Origin of the sequence: Enterococcus sp. 125944 (genome assembly GCF_051909435.1) — a bacterium.
Taxonomy (GTDB): Bacteria; Bacillota; Bacilli; order Lactobacillales; family Enterococcaceae; genus Enterococcus_D; species Enterococcus_D gallinarum.
Window position 1 is genome coordinate 1 of the sequence record NZ_JBQASY010000032.1, and the last position, 21,644, is coordinate 21,644.

Sequence of the window (21,644 nt, forward strand, 5' to 3'; positions counted from 1 at the left end):
CATCCTGCTGAAATTGCTTTCCTTTAAAATGATTCATCGTCATTCCTCCTGCTATCTTTTTCTATTATTCTACCTTATTTGATAGTAGATTTAAAACTTTGCAACAGAACCAGCTAAAGTATATAACATGTATAGTTATATACAAATATTTAGCTTCGGTTGGTATAAACTTAATAAGTGACTTTTTGAGCCAAAAGTAAGGAATTACAAAAAGAGAAAGAAGAGAAGGAAGAATGAAAAAGGTATTATTTGCGGTTAGTTTAGTTGTTAATATAGCACTAGCAGGAGGATTATTTTATACCATTACAGAAATGAATAAGCTTGATGACCAACGGGAAAGCTTAGCAATCAGTAACGAACAATACAAAAGGAAGCTAGATGAAGCTAGCAGCACCAACGTGGACACTCAAGAAGCCGTAGAATCCTCTACAATTGTTTATAGCAATGAATCCAGTGAAACCCTAACAAATTCGGAAAGAAGCACAGCTCCAGCTACAGAAACTGTTTCTCAAAAAGCTACTATAATGGAATGGCAACAGTTTTTTTGACAAATTTTATAAGGTGCAGAACTTCTTTCCGTATGCTATTCCGATTGTCCTTGACAATGAGCCTCCTCGGATGTGACGATCTTCGGCAGGAGCTAACAGTTAAAGTTAGACTGCCTCGCTAGCGTTAGCACATCCGAGCTCATTATCAAGGATTCGCTGCGCCAATCTCTGGTTACGGTAACCAACCGGTGTCTCGTAGCCAAGTGTACCGTGCAACCGAAGGTGGTTCCACCAATTGACATAGTCAAATAACTCCAAATCCAATTGTTGTAAGGTTTCAAATGTGTATTGATAGACAAATTCTACTTTCAACGACTTATAAGTTGATTCAGCTACGGCATTATCAAAAGGACAGCCTTTATGACTTAATGATCGATTGATGTCAAAAGTTGTTAATAATTCATCAATAGCTTGGTTATCAAACTCTTTTCCACGATCAGTATGAAAAATCTCAACCTCTGTCAGAGGTTGTTTGATACGGCTAAATGCTTTTTTTACTAGAACGGCATCTTTATGTTCTCCACAAGAATAGCCGAGAATTTCTCGATTGAACAGATCCAAAATGAAACAGACATAATTCCATTTTTTCCCGACTCGTACATAAGTCAAGTCTGTTACGATCGCTTCTAATGGGTTGTCTCTTAAGAATTTACGATTCAATACGTTTGTCGTTTTGGCTTCATTGCAAGTAGAATGATGTACTTTAAAATAAGCAACAGTATAGCTCGATTTTAATCCTCTATTTTTCATGATTGTACTAATTTTTCGTCGGCTGATCTGAATGCCTCGTTTTGATAAGGCTTTTTTTATTTTTCTTGAGCCGTAGGCCTTTCGGCTGCGGATAAATTCTTCAGCGACTACTTCTTCAAGTTCTGATTCATCTTTCTTTGGTTTTGATTGATAATAATAGGACTGACGTGATAGACCTAATATTCTGCACATCGCTGATATAGGGTAAAGATGCTTATTCGCATCGATTACTTGTCTCTTCGTCCGAATATCAGCGCTGCTTGCTTTAAAATATCATTTTCCATTTCTAATTGCTGGTTTCTTTTACGTAGTTCTAACAATTCTTTTTGTTCAGGCGTAAGATTATCTTTTTCTTTGAATGAACCACTCGTTTTAGATTGCTTTACCCATTTGTCAAATGCTGAAGCCGTTAGTTCATATTCTCGAATGATTTCTACACGTGGCTTTCCAGCTAAGTAAAGATTGACGATTTGTTGCTTGAATTCTTGTGAAAAAGTTCTTCGTGTTCTCTTAGACATAAAAATTCCTCCTGGTATGTTTTCTTCTAGTCTACACACCTTAATTTTTCTGTCTAGTTAATTGTAGCCTATCCAATAACAATAGGAAGTAAAGTATTCACGTTTATAGTAAATGGCTTGACAATAGAACACGATTCTAGCAGAACAGGAAAAATGACCGAGCTTTCTCATGAGTTTCCAGTGATTGTTACTACTCCTAGTGCTACCCTTAACGGTATATTGGTGCAAGACAACAATGATAATAATTGCTATATAATGGTAGACGGTCAAACTCTATACAGAGGAACATACCAATAAATTTTGAGTCTTAATATGACTGATATTTATAAAAAATTCCTGATATTAGAACAAGAATACGCTGTCTTCAAATGTATAATATTACAATAGCACGATATAGCAATATTGTTATATCGTGTTTCATAATAATTAAGAGCTTTAAAATTAGTATTTATTAGATACTTAAAAGCTATTTTAGTATTGATAAATTGTTACCAGCAACAAAAAAGAAGTTACTTAGTGCTAACTTTTGAGCAACTGCTAGAGGAGGTAGGATATGGCTAATTATCCTGTAATTTTTATTGTATTTTCTAGAAATGTAATTATTCTCTTAAACATTCCAGCATATCCAAGTATATAGAAAATTTACGTTTTCTATATACTTGGATTTGAATTATAGCTATTTGTAATTTACTTCAATTATTTCGCTATAGCAGCTAATAACACTATAAAGACACACACAGTAACTCCTTAAATGGGCTGCGTATGTGTCTTTATAGTGTTGATCACTTCATATTTTAGTTGATCGAAATCCTTATCATACGTAGCAATATATACCGCTAAATTTACAGCATCTTTTTGATCAATAGCTAAAAGCTGTCCATTGATTTTCAAAAAGACAAAAGTAGCTAAGAAAGCAGTACGTTTATTTGCATTGTGAAAAGGATGTTTCTTTATCAATTGTATAAGTAGGATAGCTGCTTTTTCATAAATCGAAGGATAAACCTCTTCACCAAAAGCTGAGGCTCGAAGTTGCCCTACACACATTTCTAAAGCATTCGCATCCTTTACACCAAGGGGTTCATTAGGAGAGTATTTTTTTATTTGGATTACATTCATTTTTATAATATCTTTGGCTTCTAGGTAATGAATACTCATTTATCGACAAGCTCTCTAAAAGTAGTATCATATTCAGTTAATGCTTGAGATATTGCTACATCAATTTCATCAGATAAGGCTTGTTTTTTTGTAATTGCCGCTCGAAGTTTTTCTTCATCTAAAAAAACCGTATCTCCGGGATTTAACCCATTTTCTTTAAGAAACTCCTTTGAAATAGTTAATACTACTGAGTTCCCCACTTCCCTAAATTTTCTTTCTTTAATTGCCATAGTCTTCTCCCTCCTTTTTCTTTGTATATACAGTATATACGCTTGTTGATTTTAAATCAAGCATAGTCCCTCTCATGTCTAACTCTATAGAAAGATTGTTCTTTCTATATAATTAATTAAGAAAATTCAAAAAATTTAGATTGCTCCCTTCTATTTCCTTCCCTATTTATGTATACCATTTATTTTAAATTATTAAACGTATACCTATTTATATGCTTTTTTTGAAACAAATTAATAAATTTTAGAGCATACCAATTGACAAAACATTCTATAATTGGTATAGTCCAATTATAGAGATACTCTTCTCCCCTACTTATTGAAAGGATGAATGACATGAAAAATACAGAAATATATCAAAAAATAGATACAATCATACTTCATATGCCCGATTATATAAAAGATTTTGTTCAAGATCGTGAGGATAAAGATCAATCACCTCGAACCACTTTAGAATATCTAAAAAATTATAAGCTCTTTTATGAATGGCTTCTGAGTGAGTCTATAGTTCCTGATACTTCTATCACCTCGATAAGACAGTTAACTGCCTATGACCTAAACTTGTACAAATCTCATTTGAAACGTCGCACAAAAGAAAATGTAAAAAAAGAGACAACAAAAACTAAGCTCAAAGATAATAATAACTTAGGTCTATCTACTTCTACTATCAATAGAAATATCACGGCATTAAAGGTTCTATTTAAATATCTTTCGAAAAGTTCCAATAATCCTCTAGGAAAACCATACTTAGACAATAATCCTATGGATCAAGTAGCAACCATCACAGATAAAACTACGTTAGCTGCACGTGCCAATGCCATTGAGAAAAAATTATTTCTAGATAAGGATACACAAAATTATCTAGATTATATTGCCAATGAATATAAAAATACTTTGAGTAAACGAGCTTTGATCTATTATCAACGAGATGTAGAAAGAGACCTGGCGATCAATGCACTGATTTTAGGATCTGGATTGAGACTCTCCGAGGTTATAAATATTAATTTAGATGACCTATCTTTAGATAAGAATAATGTGGTAGTAACTAGAAAAGGAAATAAAAGAGATGCTGTCAATATAGCAGCATTCGCAATGGAATATTTAGCTAATTATCTAGCTATTCGGAAAGAACGATATAAAGTAACAGAAAACGAAAAAGCTTTATTTCTAGCAATTTACCAAGGAGAAGCCAAGCGTATATCCGGTATTGCAATCGAACGGATGGTAGCAAAATATTCAAAAGGCTTTAGAATTCAAGTCAGCCCTCACAAACTGCGTCATACATTAGCTACTAGACTCTACCAACAGACAAATTCATTGGTATTAACTGCCCAACAATTTGGACATTCAAGTACCAATACAACAACTTTATATACCCATATAGACAATGCGGCTACGATCGATGCATTAAATGCTTTATGAGTATAATGTATAAATAGGCGGAAATAAGAAACAACACGCTAGAAAAGCCTGTATTATAGTTTTTCTAGTGTGTTTCTTTTGGTGTGATCCTACTTTTGTTTATCATTTATTTTTTATTATCGTAAATAGGTGTCGGTTTGATTTTAGAAAAATTAGTTTGGATATAATCTGTGGGATCATTTGTTATCTCTCTCAATGAATTTAGATACAAATGACCATAAGTTCCTAAAGTCGTTTGTACATCAGCATGTTTTAACCTTTCTTTAATTCGAAGTGCATCTTTTTATTGTGATATAAGCAAAGAAGCATGACTATGCCTTAATCCGTGTATGCGGATTATATGAACACCAACGATCGTTGCATGTCTTCTCATAATATGACGGATTGTATATTTCTGAGTAGGTGTTCCATTATAAGAAAGTACAAACGACATGCCTCCTATTGAAACTTGACGCTCCTTCCAAGCTTTTAAAAAGGTAATTGTATTGTCGTCTAGTTCGATTGTACGAATACTAGAAGCCGTTTCGGGTTCTACAAACTCATAGGTTTTGGCTCTCTTATAATAGAGTGTTTTATTCACACGCAAGTTTTTATTTTCAAAATCAATATCTTTCCAAGTTAATGCAATGGCTTCTCCCAAACGCATAACGGTCATAAAAAGTAACCACATACAAATAAAACCAAAATGTTGGTACAAATCATCAATATAAAAAGTTGAAATAACTTTTGTAAATTCTTCTTTTGTCCAAAAATCAACTGTAGTTTTCCTTTTCTTCACATTTCCAATAACTTTTGCAGGATTTTTTTCAAGTAGTCCCAAAACAACTGCTCGATCTAATGACATCTGAAAAATCCCATACATGTTTCTTACATAAGAATTTTTATATTTGCTCAATAAATTATTTTGCCACTTTTGAATGTCAATTGGACGTATTTCTCTTAACTCCATTTTAAAGAAATAAGAAAAGTTTTTTTGATTGTAGATAACCGATTTTTATATGTTCTTTCTTCTACTTTCCCTTGATAATAAGGTAGGAATAATTTATAAAAAAACTCCTCAAACAACATAGTACTTTGAGAAGTTTCTGCTTCTTTTCCATAATTAGAAACAAGTTCGGTATACGCTTTTTTTCTTCTTTAACTGTTTTAACCCCTCTACGTTTTTTTGTACTCTTTTCCCTGTTCGTTTGTCGAATCCCAAACTAGCAGTAAAATGATATTTCCCATTTTTATCTTTTTTAAAATTAACCATGATTCTGAAAATCCTCCTCTACCTCTATCTTCATACCTAAAACTTCTTCTACAGATTCAACAGGTACTAGTCCTAATCTTCTATTTTCGTAATAGGTATAGCTTTTTGAAACCATAATTGCTTTTGCCTGTCGTATGATTCTCTCAGACTGATACTTCCCATAACCTAATTTCATTAATTCATTTTTTGTTATAACCACCATTTAACCACCACATTTTTTATTCAAATATAAAAAAGAACACTACTAAAAATAGTAGCGTTCCTGCATATTTTTATTCAAATTTAATCAGCTTTATAAATCTTTGTATACTTGCTCCTTAATACTCAAAAAATGCACATTAGAAATCTAATTCTAAAAAATATCACTAGTGTTGCATAAAACATTTTAGAATATTCTGAAAACTATTTCCTCTGAAAATAAGTCAAAAAAAGCTGTGCTGACGCAGAGGATGACTTTTTCCAGAAAATTTTTTATCTGTTATTCAACTGAAAACCAAAAGTAACGAGCTAAATTTCTTTTTTCTCATGTGGGAATTAATTTTTCTACCCAACATTCAAAAGGCTGAAACAGTAAATAACGAAAGAATCGTTTGATTTGGAACACTGATTTTTCCGTTTTCGTCTCCAATTTGATGAGAAACGTGAGGAGAGCGGAAATCATCGTTAAAATCAATTGATTCTGCACGCCTTTTTCACTTTGAGAAAAGAAGGTTTTAATGGTCATGTGTTGTTTGATGTGCTTGAAAAACAATTCGATTTGCCAACGAGCGTGATACATATCAGAGATTTCTTTTGAAGAGACGTCCATTCGATTGGTGATAAATTGAAACACACGTCCGTTCTTATCTTGAACAGTGACTAGTCGGAAATTGGCGGTTAGATAGGTTTTAGATCCTAAACGAACCAGCTCGTCTCGTAGAATTTCTGTTTCTGGCGATGTTTCCAGAGTATCTATCACGTGAACTTTGGTGTTTTTTTTAATCCGAGTGACGAAGAAATAGCCATCCCAATGCATCTGATCCATCTTTTCAAAGTCCTAATACCCACGATCAAACACGTAAGTTGCCTCTGGTTGATTCACCAATACTGGTAGTTGATTGAGATCATGTTCATGGGCATTTGTTAAGGTAAAATCAGTTGGATACATCGTGGTATCGTCCATATAACAATAGTTTAAGTGTAACTTGACACCTGATTTTGTTTGACGGAAAGTCGCCCACTTATGACGTTTTAAACTAAGCGAAAACGTACTGGAATCAATCAGATACAGATGATTTCGCTTGGTTGGTTTGATTTGATGTTGAACTTTTTCTAACAGTTGTTGAAAAATTTCTTCTAACACTTTAGGTTCAAGTGCATTAAATGCTCGAGACAATTGGGTATGACTAATCGATGACACATCGGTTTCTAGTTGGAGCGATCGGTCGATAAGAGCTGTACTCAAATCACGCAAACTTTCTTTTTCTTCATTAACTGCGTAGAGAAAGAGCTTGAGCACAGCTTCAAAAGACAGTTTTTTACGATACGAATTGTAATCAAAAATACATTTTTGGGAGTTGACAGAAAGTTTTCCTAATTTTATGGCAGAAAACCATTTATTAAATGTTGTATTTGTTTTATACTTATCCATGTATGAGTCCTTTTTATTGGTCTTGGATAAGTCATCCAAGTGCTAGTATAAAGGATTTTTTGTTCTATGGAATAGGTTAAAATTTTAATGCAACACTAGTGAAAATTTTTATATCTTTAGACTCAATGATAAATTCTTTCGTATCCAAGTTAGCCGTTAATGTTGCACTATCACTACCGTTTTTATTTTTACGTGTAATCACTATTTCTGATTCTGATGGCGTTGCTACTTCAATCGTTCCATCCAAATCAAACGCCGCAGATTCATTTCTAAATTTTAAAAGTGCAAATAATTGTTGAATCACTGGCCGTTGCACTTCTTCTTCAATTTCGGCTAAATCATAGTAATGACGATTAATATTACGCCCTTCTTTCGTTGCTTCCAACAGTTCAATATCATTTTTTCCTGCTAATAACCCAACGTAATAAATTTGTGGAATCCCTGGCGCAAATACTTGAATCGCACGTGCTAACAGATAGCTACGGTCATTATCGCCTAATGCACTATAATAGGTGCTGTTAATTTGATAAATATCTAAATTATTGTAATTGGCACTTGAATAGACCTTCTTCACATTCGCCCCGACTTTATACAATTCCTCAGAGGTGTAATCCAATTCTTCATCTGTTAATAAATCACGAGCGTCCACAACACCAATTCCATCATGCGTATCCAATGTTGTAAACTGCTTCATCGGACTCATTTTCAACCAATTGGCTAAACGTTCTGATTTTCCACTATAAAGTGAATACAGAGTGACCATTGGCAAGGCGAAGTCATAGATATAATAATCATGATTGGCAATTTTCATTTGAATGGAATAATGCTCATGGATTTCTGGTAATAATTCGACGTCATATTTCGCTGCTTCTTGACGCACTTCGTCTAAAAGTTCCCAAATATCTGGTTCCACGAAGAAATCATTGGTATCTAATTTTTTAATCGCATAAGCAAACGCATCTAATCGAATTAAAGAACAGCCATGGTTCGCCATATCTTTGATGGTTTCTCGAATAAATTCTTTCACAACTTCTTTGGTCACATCTAAATCAATTTGTTCTTCCCCAAAGGTATTCCAAACCTCTTCTGTCGTACCATCCGCAAATTCTACCGTTTGAAACGGCGCTTTGTCTTTACGCTTGTAGATTAAATTAATATCTTCTTGTGTTGGTCGATTTTCTGGGAAAAATTCATGAATACGGATAAACATTTCTTTGTATGGTGACTGCTCATGGTTTTTTTTGAAATCTTGGAAAAATTTTGATTCACGAGAAATGTGATTAATCATAAAATCAAACATCAAATAATAATCTTCACCTAATGCTTCCACATCTTCCCATGTTCCAAGAGCTGGATCAACTGTCGTATAATCACTCGGCGCAAAGCCTCGATCACCTGTCGATGGAAAAAAAGGCAACAGATGTACACCACCAATAACACCTTGTAAATGTTTGTCTAAGACTTGTTTTAATTCGCCCATGTTTTTTCCTAAACTATCTGCATAGGTGATGAGCATTGCTTCGTTTTTAATTTTCATAATTGTCCTCCATAATTAGCTAATACAATACTTTCAAACGGTCGTAAACGCAATTTTCGACTTTGATCTAATAAAACATCTTCATAATTATTGATTAATACTTGTTGGTACTGTTCATCTACATAATATTCTTGTTCTGTTGCTGTAACGTTTAAGATAACTAATACGATTTTATCTTCTAATTGGCGTTCATAAAGCAAAATATGTTCATTTTTATCTTTCACTGGTAGAAATTGTCCGTAGATTAGCACGTCTTTGTATACACTATTTTTTCTTAATTTAATTAATTGATGATAATAATTGAATACCGACTGTTGATTGGTTAACTGAGCTTCTGCATTGAGTTCTGGATAATTAGGATTTACTTTTAACCATACATTATCAGAAGTTAAGAATCTGGCATTTTTTTGCGTATTCCATTGCATAGGTGTGCGAGAATTATCCCGACTTCGTTTATTGACAGCTTTCAATGCTTGCTCTGGTGCCAATCCATATTCTAATGCCCGTTTATACTGAGAATGCGTAGCTACATCATCAAAATCTTCTAATGATGCCATTTCTATGTTGGTCATTCCTAGTTCTTGTCCTTGATAAATAAAAGGGGTACCTCTTAGTAACATAAAAAGCGTCGCCAACATTTTTTTACTATAATCATTGATCCATTCTTCTGGAATATATTTATTAATTGAACGTGGTTGATCGTGGTTTTCTAAATATAAGGCGCCCCAACCTTTATCTTGCGTAACTAATTGATTCGTAAAAATATTGGTACGCATATCCGTCCATGTCCATTGTCTATCTTTAAACCATTCACCAGTTTCAGGTACATCAATATCCGTATAACTAAAATCAAAAACCATCGAATAATAGCCATCTTCACCAATATATTCATCTAAACGTTCATTAGGAACATCGGCTTCTGCTACCGTCATACTATTATGTGGTTTAAATGTCCGCTCTCTCATTTCTTTTAACCACACTTCAATGCCCGACTGATTAAGAATCCAGGGCCCAATGAAGGCTAACCCATCTTCTCCATCAGATTCAAAGATGCCATACTCTAGTTTTTTTTTGATGTTTAATATCGCATCGATTCTAAATCCGCCTAGTCCTTTATCTAACCAATAGTTAATCATTGCATAGATTTCTTCACGTACTTCTTCATTTTCCCAATTCAAATCAGGCTGCTTTTTAGTAAATGCGTGTAAATAAAACATATTTTCTTCGTTTGGAATGAGTCTCTTTTGGTGTTGCACTTATATTGTAAATTCAAGCTACTATATCTGTTTCAAATAAAAGCGTTGTGTCGCATAATCACCATGTAGTTCTGAGTCAATATAAAAACCGAGATTCATCAATTCATCGCCAGCAAATGTTACATCTTCCATTTGATAAGTTGCTTCTTCTGCTAATCCTGCTAATTTCAATGTGACTAATGGATGCGCAGCTTCTGCTAATACTCGGAAATAAAAGACCATGGCTTCTGTTTGGTCTTTTGAGACAAACATCCATGCAGTATCATTGCCTTCAAACGGACTTTCCAAGCGATAAAAAGTTCCATATTGCAAAAGTTGGCGATGCTTTTTATAAAAGGCAACTTGTTCTTTAATTTCTGCTTTTTCTTCAGAAGTTAATTGCGTTAGATCTAGCTCATAACCAAAAACACCAGCCATCGCAGCATTGCCACGAATAGTTAAACTCGTTTCTCTTCCTGTTTGATGATTTGGGACTGCTGAAACATGCGCACCCATACTTGAAATTGGATACACTAAGCTGGTTCCATATTGAATTTTCAGACGAGCCACGGCATCGGTATTGTCGCTCGTCCAAGTTTGTGGCATGTAATACAAGAAACCTGCATCAAAACGACCGCCTCCACCCGAACAACTTTCAAATAAAATAGTTGGATAATTCGTTGTTAACTTTTCTAAAAATTCATATAACCCTAACATATAACGATGAGCCACTTCACCTTGCATCGTTGAGTCCAACAAGACAGAATAGACTTCTGTCATATTTCGATTCATATCCCACTTCACATAATCAATCGGTACACGATCAAAAATCGCCGTCATTTGTTGATAGATATTATCACGAACATCTTGTCTTGAAAAATCAAGAACATATTGATTTCGACTAATTGAGCGGTCACGACCTGGAATACCCAATGCCCAATCTGGATGTGCTCGAAATAGTTCACTATCTTCAGAAATCATTTCCGGTTCAAACCAAATCCCAAATTTCATCCCGTTATCATGCACTTGCTTGGCTAAATTTTCCAAACCACAAGCAAGTTTGCCTTCTGTTTCAACCCAATCACCTAATGAAGTGAAGTCATTTTCACGACCGCCAAACCAACCATCATCTAAAACAAACATTTCAATGCCCAAGTTCTTCGCATCATCGACAATATTCATGATTTTTTCTTCGTTAAAATCAAAATACGTTGCTTCCCAGTTGTTGATTAACGTGGGACGTTCTTGTAAACGATAGTTTCCACGAATTAAACGGTGATTATACAATTCATGATACGTCTGTGATAACGTATTCAGACCTTCATTACTATAAACCATCACGACTTCTGGCGTTTGAAATGAGTCGCCAGTTTTTAGTTGCCAACCAAAATTAAATGAGTTAATTCCCATAATGACCCGTGTTTGGTCAAATGGATCTTTTTGAATCACCGTTTCGTGATTACCGCTATAAACTAAATTAAATCCATATGCCTCTCCTTGAAATTCATCTGTTTTGGCATCTACTAAAGCAACAAACGGATTTTGTTGATGGCTGCTTGATCCGCGTTTACTATCTAATACTTTTATCCCTGTATGAATTTTTTCTCTAGTCATTTGACGTTCTCTTGCCCAGGTACCATTTAAATGAATTAACTCGAGTGGACGATTTGAAAAATCAATTGATTGACTAGCTAAGCGGTTAATCTCCACTGTTTCATCACTATTATTTACTAATTGCGTAGAACGAATAATTACACTGTGATTTTGATAAATTGTGTAGAACAACTGTAAAGTCAATCCACTAATCGCGTCTTTCAATTGAATAATCAGCGTTTCAGCTTCATCATCATCTTCCGTATATAAGGCTGGCAATCCCGCTAAGCTGGGCTTTCCTTTTTGAATTTCGTAGCTATCATAACGAAAATCATTTACACGACTACCGTTTCCTAATTTAATATTATGCGCCGGTTCTCTAAAATCACCATGTCCATATCCTGGAAATTCTAATGGTAATGTATCTAAAGATAATAAACGATCTTGTGCATTTGCATTGTTGGGTGAGAAGGAACGATCTGTTCGGGGGTAGCGATACCCACCAGAATAGTGCGTAATCTTTTTTCCAAAATAAAGATGCGTTAAATAATTATTTTCTTCGATTCCTAATAGATAGCTAATTTTTTTATTTTGTAAATGAAATGTTTGTGTGTGATTGTCAAATATAATCATAAGTTTATGAACTCCTTTATAATGAGAATAATTTATTGGTTATTTCACTGCTCCATTGCTCATTCCAGCTATAATACTTCTTTGGAAAGCAAGATAAACTAGTGTAATCGTGACAATTCCTACTGTATAGGAAGCAAAACTTGGACCATAGTCGTTAAAATATTGTCCCGTATAATTATATTGAAACAATGGTAGTGTCCACATATTAGACTCACGATTTAAAATTAATAATGGTAGCATGAAATCATTCCAAAACCATAGAGCATTAAGAATAATAGTCGTCGCATGCATTGGTTTTAACATTGGGAAAACAATTTTGAAATAAGTTGTAAAGTGACTAGCCCCATCAATTTCAGCAGCCTCATCCAGACTGATAGGCACATTTAGTTTAATAAAACCAACATATAAAAATAGTGTCTGTGGTACGGCATAAGTGAGATAGAGTAAGATTAATCCCCACATATTTGCTAAACCAATTTTACTCATCATAACGGTAATCGGAATCATAATTACTTGGAAAGGAACAAAAATTCCTAAAATTAAAAATAAATACATCAATCCGTATGCTTTCCCACGAGTCATTTTTCTTGCTAGTGAATAAGCAGCCATAGGAATAATTGCTGTCACAGCAACTACTGCAATGATTGTGATGATTGCCGAATTCCAAAAGTAATGACCAATTCCATCCGCTAACAATCTTCGGAAATTTTCCAAAGTCGCTGGATTAGGAAAACGAAAGAAATTATTCATAATATCGGGTGTTGTTTTAAATGAACCGAATAGCGTTGAAACTAAGGGAACTAAAATCATGAAGCCCCCTAATAATAAAAGCAAGTATTTAGAAATATTTTTTTCTTTTGATGTTTTCATTGGGAAACCTCCTAGATTTCAAATTTTTTCGATAATTTTAATTGTGCCAGTGAAACAATCCCAATTAAGATAAATAAGACTAAAGCAATAGCATTCGCATAACCAAACTGATTGTTTTTAAAAGCATAATTATAAACAAGTAACCCCAAAGATGTTGTGGCATCGCTTGGTCCACCACCAGTTAAAGCAAAAATTTGATCAAATGCTGTTAAGCCACCTTTTAATGCCATAATAAATACCATTGAAATACTTGGTAATAAGTAGGTGATTTCAATATTCCAAAAAATTTGCTTATCATTCGCCCCATCCATTCTAGCAGCTTCAATAATTTCTTGTGGAATACTTTGAAAACCCGCTAAGAAAATGATGACTGGCATGGCAATTCCTTGCCAAAGTAAAACAAAAATTACTGCAAAAATCGCTCCCCATGTTGTTCCTAAAAGACTGGTTTGTAAAAATTCAATGCCTAACATACTACCAATTTTTGGTAAACCATAGTTAAAAATTTGTTTAAATACTAAAGAAACAACCACGCCCGATAAGACCGCTGGAAAAAAGAACCATGCTCTAAAGAATGTTTTCCCTTTAATATTTGCGTTCAACGCCCGCGCAATCAAAATACCAAAACCAATTTGTCCAGCAATCATGCAAAGCGTCACAATTAAAGTGAAGCCAATCGATTTGATAAACTTCGGATCAGAAAAAAGAATCTTATAATTGTTCAAACCCACAAAATCAAAATTATAAGTCAGACCAGTCCAATTAGTTAAACTGTAAAAAGCACCTTGAACCATTGGAAAGTAGAAAAAAATCATCTGCAAAATAATTGGAATTGCTACAAAAATGATTGCCCAGTAACGATTTAAAATTTCTTTTATTTTCATTTTATTATCCTACCTTCCGTCAGCTTTCATTGGATTAAAGAAAGCATTTAATGCGTTAATCATGGCTTTTTGATTGCCATTGTGTAAATAATTTGTTGTTAAGGTATAAAAATCATTTTCACTATTCCAATCTTTGGCTAACCAAACTAAATGACGATCAGTAAAAGCAAGTTCAGTTAAACCACTTAATGGTGAATCCTGAGTATTCTCGATAACGCCCTCAACAGCACACGGTGCACCATCTACATCATAATATTTCTGCATCGCTTCAGGTGTTGTCATATATTCTACAAAACGTTTGGCTTCTTCTTTATGTTGAGAAGTTGCAGAAACTGATAAGGCTAGGTCTCCTGCGCCAATCGTTAGACTTTGACCTGCTTCATCTGCTGGAAAAGGAAAAGTTCCTACTTCAAAATCTGGATTTTGTGAATGAATCATCGGCATTGCCCATGAACCATTCGGCATAATCAACGCATCACCTTTTGTAAAAGTAACTACTGTATCGTTATAACCGGCACCTTGCCAGTTGTTTTGCAAAGCTTTTGGTTCTCTTAACAAATCTAATCGATTAAAATCTTTTTGCATTTCTTTGCTTTCAGCATTAATTCCATTAACTTCTGAGAAACGCCAAACATTGTTCGCTTCCTCTTCACCACCAGCAGCAGTCGCTAAAGCTAGTTGGTGATAACCATTTAAAGTCCAGCCTTCTGCTCCTGCAATCGCAAACGGTACTTTGTTTTGATCTTTAATCTCAGCTACTATTTTTTCAAATTCTGCCCAAGTTTCTGGTGCTTGAATTCCCATTTCCTCAAAAGCAGTTTTGTTATAGTAAAAACCATAGACATTAGCGGTTAATGGTATGCTATATACACGATCCTCAATAGCAAAACGTTGTGCATATCCATTTTTGATATTCTCTAAATACGGTTCTTCGGTTAAGTCCTCTAAATAACCAGCTTTCGCCCATTCTTTCAATTCTATACTTTGAGGATAAAGATTAATGACATCTGGTACATCGCCTGCAAGCATACGTGTTTTAATTACTTCACCAGCATTCGGTACATCCACAACTTTTACATGAATATCAGGGTTTTTTGCTTCAAAATCTTTAGCAATCTCCTGAATCGTTTGAGTCATTTCTTTTTTTTGATTAAAAAACTCTATTTCTACCTTACCGCTTGCATCTTCCTGATTTTTTCCACAAGCAGTCAAAGAGATCGTTGCTCCTAGTGCTATACAAGTTAAAATGATTTTTTTAGACCACTTCATTTTATGCTCCTCCTTATACAATTTGAATGCGTTTTCTTTTTTGTTAACACTAATGTAACTGTTTACTAAGTGTTTTGTCAATATTTTTACTAAATTTAACTAAGAAAAGAGTAAGGAATTGAAAATTCCTTACTCTTTCAGCTTCTTTTTAATTATATTCAGGTAAATAGTCCCCATGTGCTTCGATTAAATCATCCACTAAATTTTTGATATCTGTTAAAGACAATTCAGATGATAGATGTGGATCTAAATACGCTGCTTGATAAATTTTTGATTTATCTAGTGTTAAAGCGGCTTCTACTGTCAGTTCTTGAACATTGATATTCGTCCGATTTAAAGCAGCTAATTGTGTTGGCAATTCACCGACATAGGTTGGTTGCACGCCATTTTTATCGACTAAACAAGGTACTTCCACACAAACATCTGTCGGTAAGTTTGTGATTAAGCCTTTATTTAAGACATTTCCTGCAATCACTGACGGAGTTCCTGTCGTAATAGAATCCATGATATATGAAGCATATTCACGGCTTCTCGTATGTGTTAACTCCCCATTATTTACAATGTCCTCTCGCATGCTTTCCCAATCATTAATTTGTTGTTCACAACGACGTAAGTATTCATCCAACGGAATCCCTAATTCGTCAATCAATTCTGGGTATTTTGATTTAATAAAGTATGGATGGTATTCTGCATTGTGTTCACTTGATTCTGTAATATAGTAACCAAAACGTTTCAACAATTCAAAACGTACAGAATCTGGATGTGGATTTGGTTTTTCTGCAGCTAACTGACGAATTGTTGGATAGAAATCTTCCCCATTTTTTGTAATTTCCAACAAGAATGCCATATGATTAATGCCTGCAATTTTCCATTGAAAGTCATTTAAGTCATATTGATCGGCTATTCCTAAATGCTCAAACAATTCTGGTACGCATACTTGAACGCTATGACATAAACCAACAGTCTTAATACTCGTCGCTTTTAAAACACCCATGGTTAACATCGCCATCGGATTTGTATAGTTCAATAACCAAGCATTTGGACAAACTTCTTCCATTTCTTTAGCAAAGTCTAACATTACTGGTAGTGTCCGTAGGGTTCTAAAAATCCCACCAATCCCCATGGTGTCACCAATAGTTTGTCGCAACCCATATTTTTTAGGAATATCAAAATCAATCACTGTTGAAGGTTTATAACCACCCACTTGAATAGCATTGATAACAAAATCAGCCTCTCTTAACGCTTCTTTGCGATCATAATAAGAAACAATATCAGCACGATTTTCATTCGAATTTTTATTAATATTTTTAAGCATTAAATTTGATTCTTTTAGTCGTTTTTCATCAATATCGTACAATGCAATATGTGCATTTTGTAGACTTGGAGTTAACATCGCATCGCCTAATACGTTTTTTGCAAAAATAGTACTTCCTGCACCAATAAATGTAATTTTTGTCATGTACTTACTCTCCAATCACTAATTAATAGTTTTATAATTTACCACCTGTTGTAGCAATTCCTTCAATGAATTTTCTTTGGAAAACGATGAATATCACAACTATTGGCCAAATTGCTAATAACGAACCTGCCATTAATTGTGGGAAGTTCGTGGCATATTGTCCTTGTAAGTTTGCTAATCCCGGAGCTAAAGGCATCTTATCAATTGAAGTATTGACAATCAATGGCCACATTAAATCTTTAAATGCAAACAACGCTGTGAATATTCCAAGTGCAACCAATCCTGATTTAGCAAGCGGCAACATAATTTTGAAAAAGATCGTCCAAATATTGGCACCTTCTAAATAGGCCGCTTCCTCCAATTCATCAGGTAAACCTAAGAAAAATTGTCTTAATAAAAACGTACCAAACGCACTAACTACCCCTGGTAATATTAATGCTGGAATTGTATTTAAAATACCCAATTTTTGTGCTAATAAATACTGTGGAGTAATAAAAATGGAACCGGGAATCATCATTTGAATAAGTACTAAGCTGAAAAAGATATTTTCCCCTGGAAAACTTAGACGCGCACAAGCATATGCAGCCATTGCTGAAAATAAAACCGAGCCAATCACTCGTCCAACAACCATTAAAAATGTATTGATATAAAAAGCCATGAATGGTAATAAATCAAGTACTTGTTGATAGTTACTTAGCTGAAATTTCTCAGGGAAAATTGTAGGTGGAATTTGGGTAGATTCAACCAACGTTTTCCCTGAAGTTAAAATCATCCAAATAAAAGGTAATGCCATTGCAATACCACCTAAAATAAGCATGATATGGATTGGCGCATTTGAAAAAAATTTATTTTTCATAATTTGATAGCCTCCTTAATAGTTTACCCACTTTTTCTGCAACTTCATTTGAATTGCAGTAATAATTAATATAATCACTAAAAGGAACATAACGATTGCCGAACCATATCCCTTGTCATTTAAAATAAATGAATGTTTATAGAATAAATAGGCTAATGATTGTGATTTAAACATGGCGGTACTATTAGGAGTAATCATCATAAAAATAACATCAAATACTTGGAAAGCATTGATAACTGTTGTTACAACTACAAAAAATAATGTTGGTGTAACTAATGGTAACGTAATGTTGAAAAACTGCTGGATTGGACTAGCACCATCAATTTCCGCTGCTTCATAATAATCTTTAGGAATTTCTTATAAGCCGGCTAGTAATAACACCATGTTATAACCAATAGCACTCCAAACTCCTACAATGATAATAGAATAAATCGCAATCGATGGATCCGTTAACCATGCTGGTCCATCGAGACCTATTTTAGCCAACATGTTATTAATCAGTCCATAATCATTATTGAACATCCAGCGCCAAATCATTGCGACTGCGGATGGTGCAGCAACGACTGGTAGAAAATAAATTGTCCGATAAATCGACAATCCTTTAACTTTTCTATTCATTAAAACTGCCACCAACAAGGATAATACAACAATACTAGGTATCGAAACCACTGCATAAATTAATGTGTTTAATAAAGACTGAAAAACTTCACCGTCTGCAAACATTTTTTGGTAATTTCTTAATCCGACCCATTCAGTATCACCGAACCCTACCGTTTTTTGAAAACTTAAAATTGCTGTTTGAATTGCTGGCCATATATTTAATAAAATTAATCCTAATGCCGTTGGAAAAATAAAAATATAGCCTCATATCACTTGATCTTTACGATATTTTCCAAAAATTCGATTTTTCATAATATCCCCCTTTTTGGTATTCATCCATTAATATACAGACGAAATAGAATCCTTTCGCCTGTATATTGTATAATTAACTAATTTAATTTCCGCTCAATATCGCATTGACTTCTTTTTCAATTTGAGCGGTTCCATCTTCAACAGTTACTTCACCAGACAGAATACGGTTAATAATTTGAACTTCTGCTTGTTCAGCTCGTAATCCATCTTTATTGTATGGACGAGGGACTCCATACTCCAACATTTTTCCAAAAGCACTCAAATCAATTGTATCTGAAGAAGCAGCCCACTCGTCTTCAAAGCCTTTTAGTGCTGGGATTGATGCCCCCGTTTCCGCTTGGATTTTATTGGCGTCCTCACTAGCTAAAAATGCCATTAGTTTTTTCACTTCTTCTGGGTATTTTGTATTCGCACTGGCAGCCCAACCAAGTCCATTTGTAATTGTTGCATTAACTTTTCCCTTAGGTAACACGGCAGAAGCAACATTTTCAACTAGATAGTCATTTTTCAAAAATCCCGGTGCAAACCAGTTTCCTTCAATCATCATTGCTAATCTACCTGATTGAAAACGACTTAACTTATCAGGATCTTGTAATTCTGTAATTGTTGGTGAAGCATGATCAACAAGTGCAATATCTCGATAAAAAGCTAAAGCTTCTTGTGCTTCTGGGGTATTCAAACCTGATTTTGTATTGTCATCGGCAAATACTTCTCCCCCATTTTGATAAATAAATGGCCAGTAGCCAGTCTCTGTTCCAATATGTGATGCAAAACCATAGATGCCTTTTGATTCATCTGTTAAATCAATTGCAGCTTGTCTGAGTGTTTCCCATGTCCATGTTTCATCTGGATAATCGACACCTGCATTATCAAATAATTCTTTGTTGTACCATAGCCCCACTACAGAAGCATCTTTAGGGATTGCGTATAGTTCGTCTTCAAGCGTATAGAAATCAGCAATTCCTTCAGTAAAGTTTCCCATGTCAATATCATTTTCTTTGATAACATCATCAAGTCCCATCAAAGCATTCTGTGACATATATTTATAGGATTCGCTAGAGTGCATGGTTACTACATCTGGCATATTACCTCCCGTTGTTGCAGCTTCTAATTTAACCCAATATTGATCCCAAGGCGTTGTCTCCATTTCTACTTTGATATCAGGATTTTGTTTTTCAAATTCATCTAACATTTTTCTTAGTCCTGGAGCTTGGTCAGTATCCCAACTCGCATAGCTTAAAGTTACTTGCCCGTCTTTAGAATTACTATCTCCCCCACCACATGCTGCGAGTAATGTCCCAGTTAAAACAGCTATCCCTGTTAAAGCTATTTTTTTGAAATGTTTCATCTTAATTCCTCCTGTTTTGAATGCGTTTTCTTTTTGTTAACAACACCATAACTGTTTACTTAATGTTTTGTCGAGATTTTTTACTAAAAATATTAGTAAACAAAAAAGTAAACACCCTTTTTTGGATGTTTACTTTTTAATCGATATTTTTTTCACTTTCTCTAACAATAATATTATTAGAAACAATCACTTTGATCGAAACATTTCTAACTTCTTTTATTCGTTCATTAACCATGCGAACTGCTAGTTTTCCAATTTCTTCTGTATTCACATTCACCGTATTTAATGCAGGTGTTAAAAATTCAGCAACTTCAATATTATCAAAACTCACAATCGAAATATCTTCTGGAATATGTAGACCATTTTTTTGAAGTGAACGATAAACCCCCACAGCAATAGGATCATTTCCTACCATGATAGCAGTCGGCAACTTATCTTTAGCATGTTTTTTCAAAAGTAAATCTGCTGCCTGCATTCCGTCAAGTGTGGTCCAGCCTTCTAAATAAATTTGACTATATTTTTCTAATCCTTTTTGTTTCATCCACGTCTCATAGGCTATTTTTCGATAATCATCATCTGACACGTGTTTATTTCCTTGGCTATCTAAACGAACACGTCCTCCTCCGATAAACGCAATGTTTCGGTGTCCTTTTTTATACAATCGATCTAAATGCTGATTCGTTGCTTTTGTTAAATCAGTATAAACTGCATCTACTTCAGCTTCAATACTAGGGTCATCAATCACTACGACATTCGAATTAATTGCTGATACTTCTTCAATCACAGAAGATAGCACCTGCCCAATAATCAACACACCTTGACATTTTAGCAAATCGTCTTGCTCCAACGGTGTTTCTGACAAACGAATAATTTTCTTCAAATTGACTTTGCTTTGTTCTGCTTCGACTTGAATCCCTCTGCGAATCGTTCGAAAATAGGGATCTTCCAACTCATCTACTTCAGAAACTGTCGTTATTAATGCAATATTTGTTAAATTTTTTGCAACGGGACTTTTTTTGACATAATGATAAAAATTAACCGATTCTGCAATCTTTCGTTTGGTTTCATCGGTTACTGAAAGTGTCGGATCCTCATTTAGCACGCGCGATACTGTTGCAATGGACACACCCGCCCGTTTTGCAACATCCCTAATTCCTACCATAATAGCTCCTCTTTTCATATTTGAAAGTGTTTACTAAAATATAATCATACATTTTGAAAATAAGCAAATTTCGTTAAAAATAGGCACTGTAATCATAATTAAAAACAAGAAAAAATATCCGAACAATTTAGAGTAAATAATGCTAATTCTAGTGAATTTGCGACGAGGAACTGCTAGATCACAGTTCATTCTCTCTATCGTTCGGATATTTTATTGTTAACTATACTTATTTCACAGAGCTTTTTTATTTGATTTTGTGAACAGAGTCTCGAGGGTTCTGTTGCAAAGTTTTAAATCTACTATCAAATAAGGTAGAATAATAGAAAAAGATAGCAGGAGGAATGACGATGAATCATTTTAAAGGAAAGCAATTTCAGCAGGATG

Annotated in this window: 16 protein-coding genes and 4 pseudogenes; 3 read left to right on the top strand and 17 right to left on the bottom strand. The window is 34.3% G+C overall.

Annotated elements, in window-relative coordinates:
* Nucleotides 1–233: 233 nt before the first annotated feature.
* Nucleotides 234–524, top strand: a pseudogene (locus ACTFWY_RS16880) (hypothetical protein); the annotation flags it as partial.
* 129 nt (nt 525–653) lie between these two features.
* Here ACTFWY_RS16880 and ACTFWY_RS16885 read toward each other — a convergent pair.
* Nucleotides 654–1,816 (bottom strand): IS3 family transposase gene (locus tag ACTFWY_RS16885; RefSeq protein ID WP_311810124.1). Its coding sequence is split into 2 segments (ribosomal slippage): nt 654–1,540 and nt 1,540–1,816, totalling 1,164 coding nucleotides; the frame shifts between segments, so codons are not numbered across the junction.
* Nucleotides 1,817–1,891: 75 nt separating this feature from the next.
* Between ACTFWY_RS16885 and ACTFWY_RS16890 the strand changes: the two are divergent.
* Nucleotides 1,892–2,113: pseudogene (locus tag ACTFWY_RS16890) on the top strand (hypothetical protein); the annotation flags it as partial.
* 450 nt (nt 2,114–2,563) lie between these two features.
* On the opposite strand, the gene ACTFWY_RS16895 reads toward ACTFWY_RS16890, so the two are convergent.
* Both ACTFWY_RS16895 and ACTFWY_RS16900 read right to left on the bottom strand, forming a co-directional pair.
* Nucleotides 2,564–2,971 (bottom strand): type II toxin-antitoxin system death-on-curing family toxin, encoded by a 408-nt coding sequence (locus ACTFWY_RS16895; RefSeq protein WP_002329899.1) that lies wholly within the window; start codon nt 2,969–2,971, stop codon nt 2,564–2,566.
* Nucleotides 2,968–3,201 (bottom strand): addiction module antitoxin, encoded by a 234-nt coding sequence (locus ACTFWY_RS16900; RefSeq protein ID WP_002297441.1) that lies wholly within the window; start codon nt 3,199–3,201, stop codon nt 2,968–2,970. The genes ACTFWY_RS16895 and ACTFWY_RS16900 overlap by 4 nt, the downstream gene beginning before the upstream one ends.
* Nucleotides 3,202–3,534: 333 nt before the next feature.
* Here ACTFWY_RS16900 and xerS point away from each other — a divergent pair, with 333 nt between their 5' ends.
* Nucleotides 3,535–4,620 (top strand): tyrosine recombinase XerS, encoded by a 1,086-nt coding sequence (gene xerS, locus ACTFWY_RS16905; RefSeq protein WP_060815321.1) that lies wholly within the window; start codon nt 3,535–3,537, stop codon nt 4,618–4,620.
* Between the two features lie 283 nt (nt 4,621–4,903).
* On the opposite strand, the gene ACTFWY_RS16910 is transcribed toward xerS, so the two are convergent.
* The 14 genes and pseudogenes from ACTFWY_RS16910 to ACTFWY_RS16975 all read right to left on the bottom strand — a co-directional run bounded on the left by ACTFWY_RS16910 (nt 4,904) and on the right by ACTFWY_RS16975 (nt 21,260).
* Nucleotides 4,904–5,569 carry a tyrosine-type recombinase/integrase gene (locus ACTFWY_RS16910; protein ID WP_082709581.1) on the bottom strand — a complete coding sequence of 222 codons (666 nt, stop codon included), beginning with the start codon at nt 5,567–5,569 and terminating at the stop codon, nt 4,904–4,906.
* Between the two features lie 295 nt (nt 5,570–5,864).
* Entirely contained in the window at nt 5,865–6,074 is a 210-nt protein-coding gene (locus ACTFWY_RS16915; protein WP_002290357.1) for a DUF3173 domain-containing protein, read from the bottom strand.
* 321 nt (nt 6,075–6,395) lie between these two features.
* Nucleotides 6,396–7,502, bottom strand: a pseudogene (locus ACTFWY_RS16920) (IS4 family transposase).
* A gap of 76 nt (nt 7,503–7,578) precedes the next feature.
* Entirely contained in the window at nt 7,579–9,039 is a 1,461-nt protein-coding gene (gene gtfA, locus ACTFWY_RS16925; RefSeq protein ID WP_060815324.1) for a sucrose phosphorylase, read from the bottom strand.
* Nucleotides 9,036–10,256 carry an alpha-amylase family glycosyl hydrolase gene (locus ACTFWY_RS16930; RefSeq protein WP_439927300.1) on the bottom strand — a complete coding sequence of 407 codons (1,221 nt, stop codon included), beginning with the start codon at nt 10,254–10,256 and terminating at the stop codon, nt 9,036–9,038. The genes gtfA and ACTFWY_RS16930 overlap by 4 nt, the downstream gene beginning before the upstream one ends.
* A 60-nt stretch (nt 10,257–10,316) precedes the next feature.
* On the bottom strand, nt 10,317–12,500 hold the full coding sequence (locus ACTFWY_RS16935) for an alpha-galactosidase (RefSeq protein ID WP_002343072.1): 2,184 nt from the start codon (nt 12,498–12,500) through the stop codon (nt 10,317–10,319).
* A gap of 39 nt (nt 12,501–12,539) precedes the next feature.
* Nucleotides 12,540–13,370, bottom strand: coding sequence for a carbohydrate ABC transporter permease (locus ACTFWY_RS16940; protein ID WP_002343071.1), 831 nt, complete (start codon nt 13,368–13,370; stop codon nt 12,540–12,542).
* A gap of 11 nt (nt 13,371–13,381) precedes the next feature.
* Entirely contained in the window at nt 13,382–14,254 is an 873-nt protein-coding gene (locus tag ACTFWY_RS16945) for a carbohydrate ABC transporter permease (RefSeq protein WP_002290370.1), read from the bottom strand.
* A 9-nt stretch (nt 14,255–14,263) separates the two neighbouring features.
* Nucleotides 14,264–15,523, bottom strand: a complete 1,260-nt coding sequence (locus ACTFWY_RS16950; RefSeq protein ID WP_029486207.1) for an extracellular solute-binding protein — start codon at nt 15,521–15,523, stop codon at nt 14,264–14,266.
* A gap of 148 nt (nt 15,524–15,671) precedes the next feature.
* Nucleotides 15,672–16,982 (bottom strand): alpha-glucosidase/alpha-galactosidase, encoded by a 1,311-nt coding sequence (locus tag ACTFWY_RS16955; RefSeq protein ID WP_439927303.1) that lies wholly within the window; start codon nt 16,980–16,982, stop codon nt 15,672–15,674.
* Between the two features lie 31 nt (nt 16,983–17,013).
* Nucleotides 17,014–17,838 (bottom strand): carbohydrate ABC transporter permease, encoded by an 825-nt coding sequence (locus tag ACTFWY_RS16960; RefSeq protein WP_060815325.1) that lies wholly within the window; start codon nt 17,836–17,838, stop codon nt 17,014–17,016.
* A 15-nt stretch (nt 17,839–17,853) separates the two neighbouring features.
* Nucleotides 17,854–18,696: pseudogene (locus ACTFWY_RS16965) on the bottom strand (carbohydrate ABC transporter permease).
* Nucleotides 18,697–18,832: 136 nt separating this feature from the next.
* Nucleotides 18,833–20,098 carry an extracellular solute-binding protein gene (locus ACTFWY_RS16970; protein WP_016853349.1) on the bottom strand — a complete coding sequence of 422 codons (1,266 nt, stop codon included), beginning with the start codon at nt 20,096–20,098 and terminating at the stop codon, nt 18,833–18,835.
* 136 nt (nt 20,099–20,234) lie between these two features.
* Entirely contained in the window at nt 20,235–21,260 is a 1,026-nt protein-coding gene (locus ACTFWY_RS16975) for a LacI family DNA-binding transcriptional regulator (RefSeq protein WP_002338088.1), read from the bottom strand.
* Between the last annotated feature and the right edge of the window lie 384 nt (nt 21,261–21,644).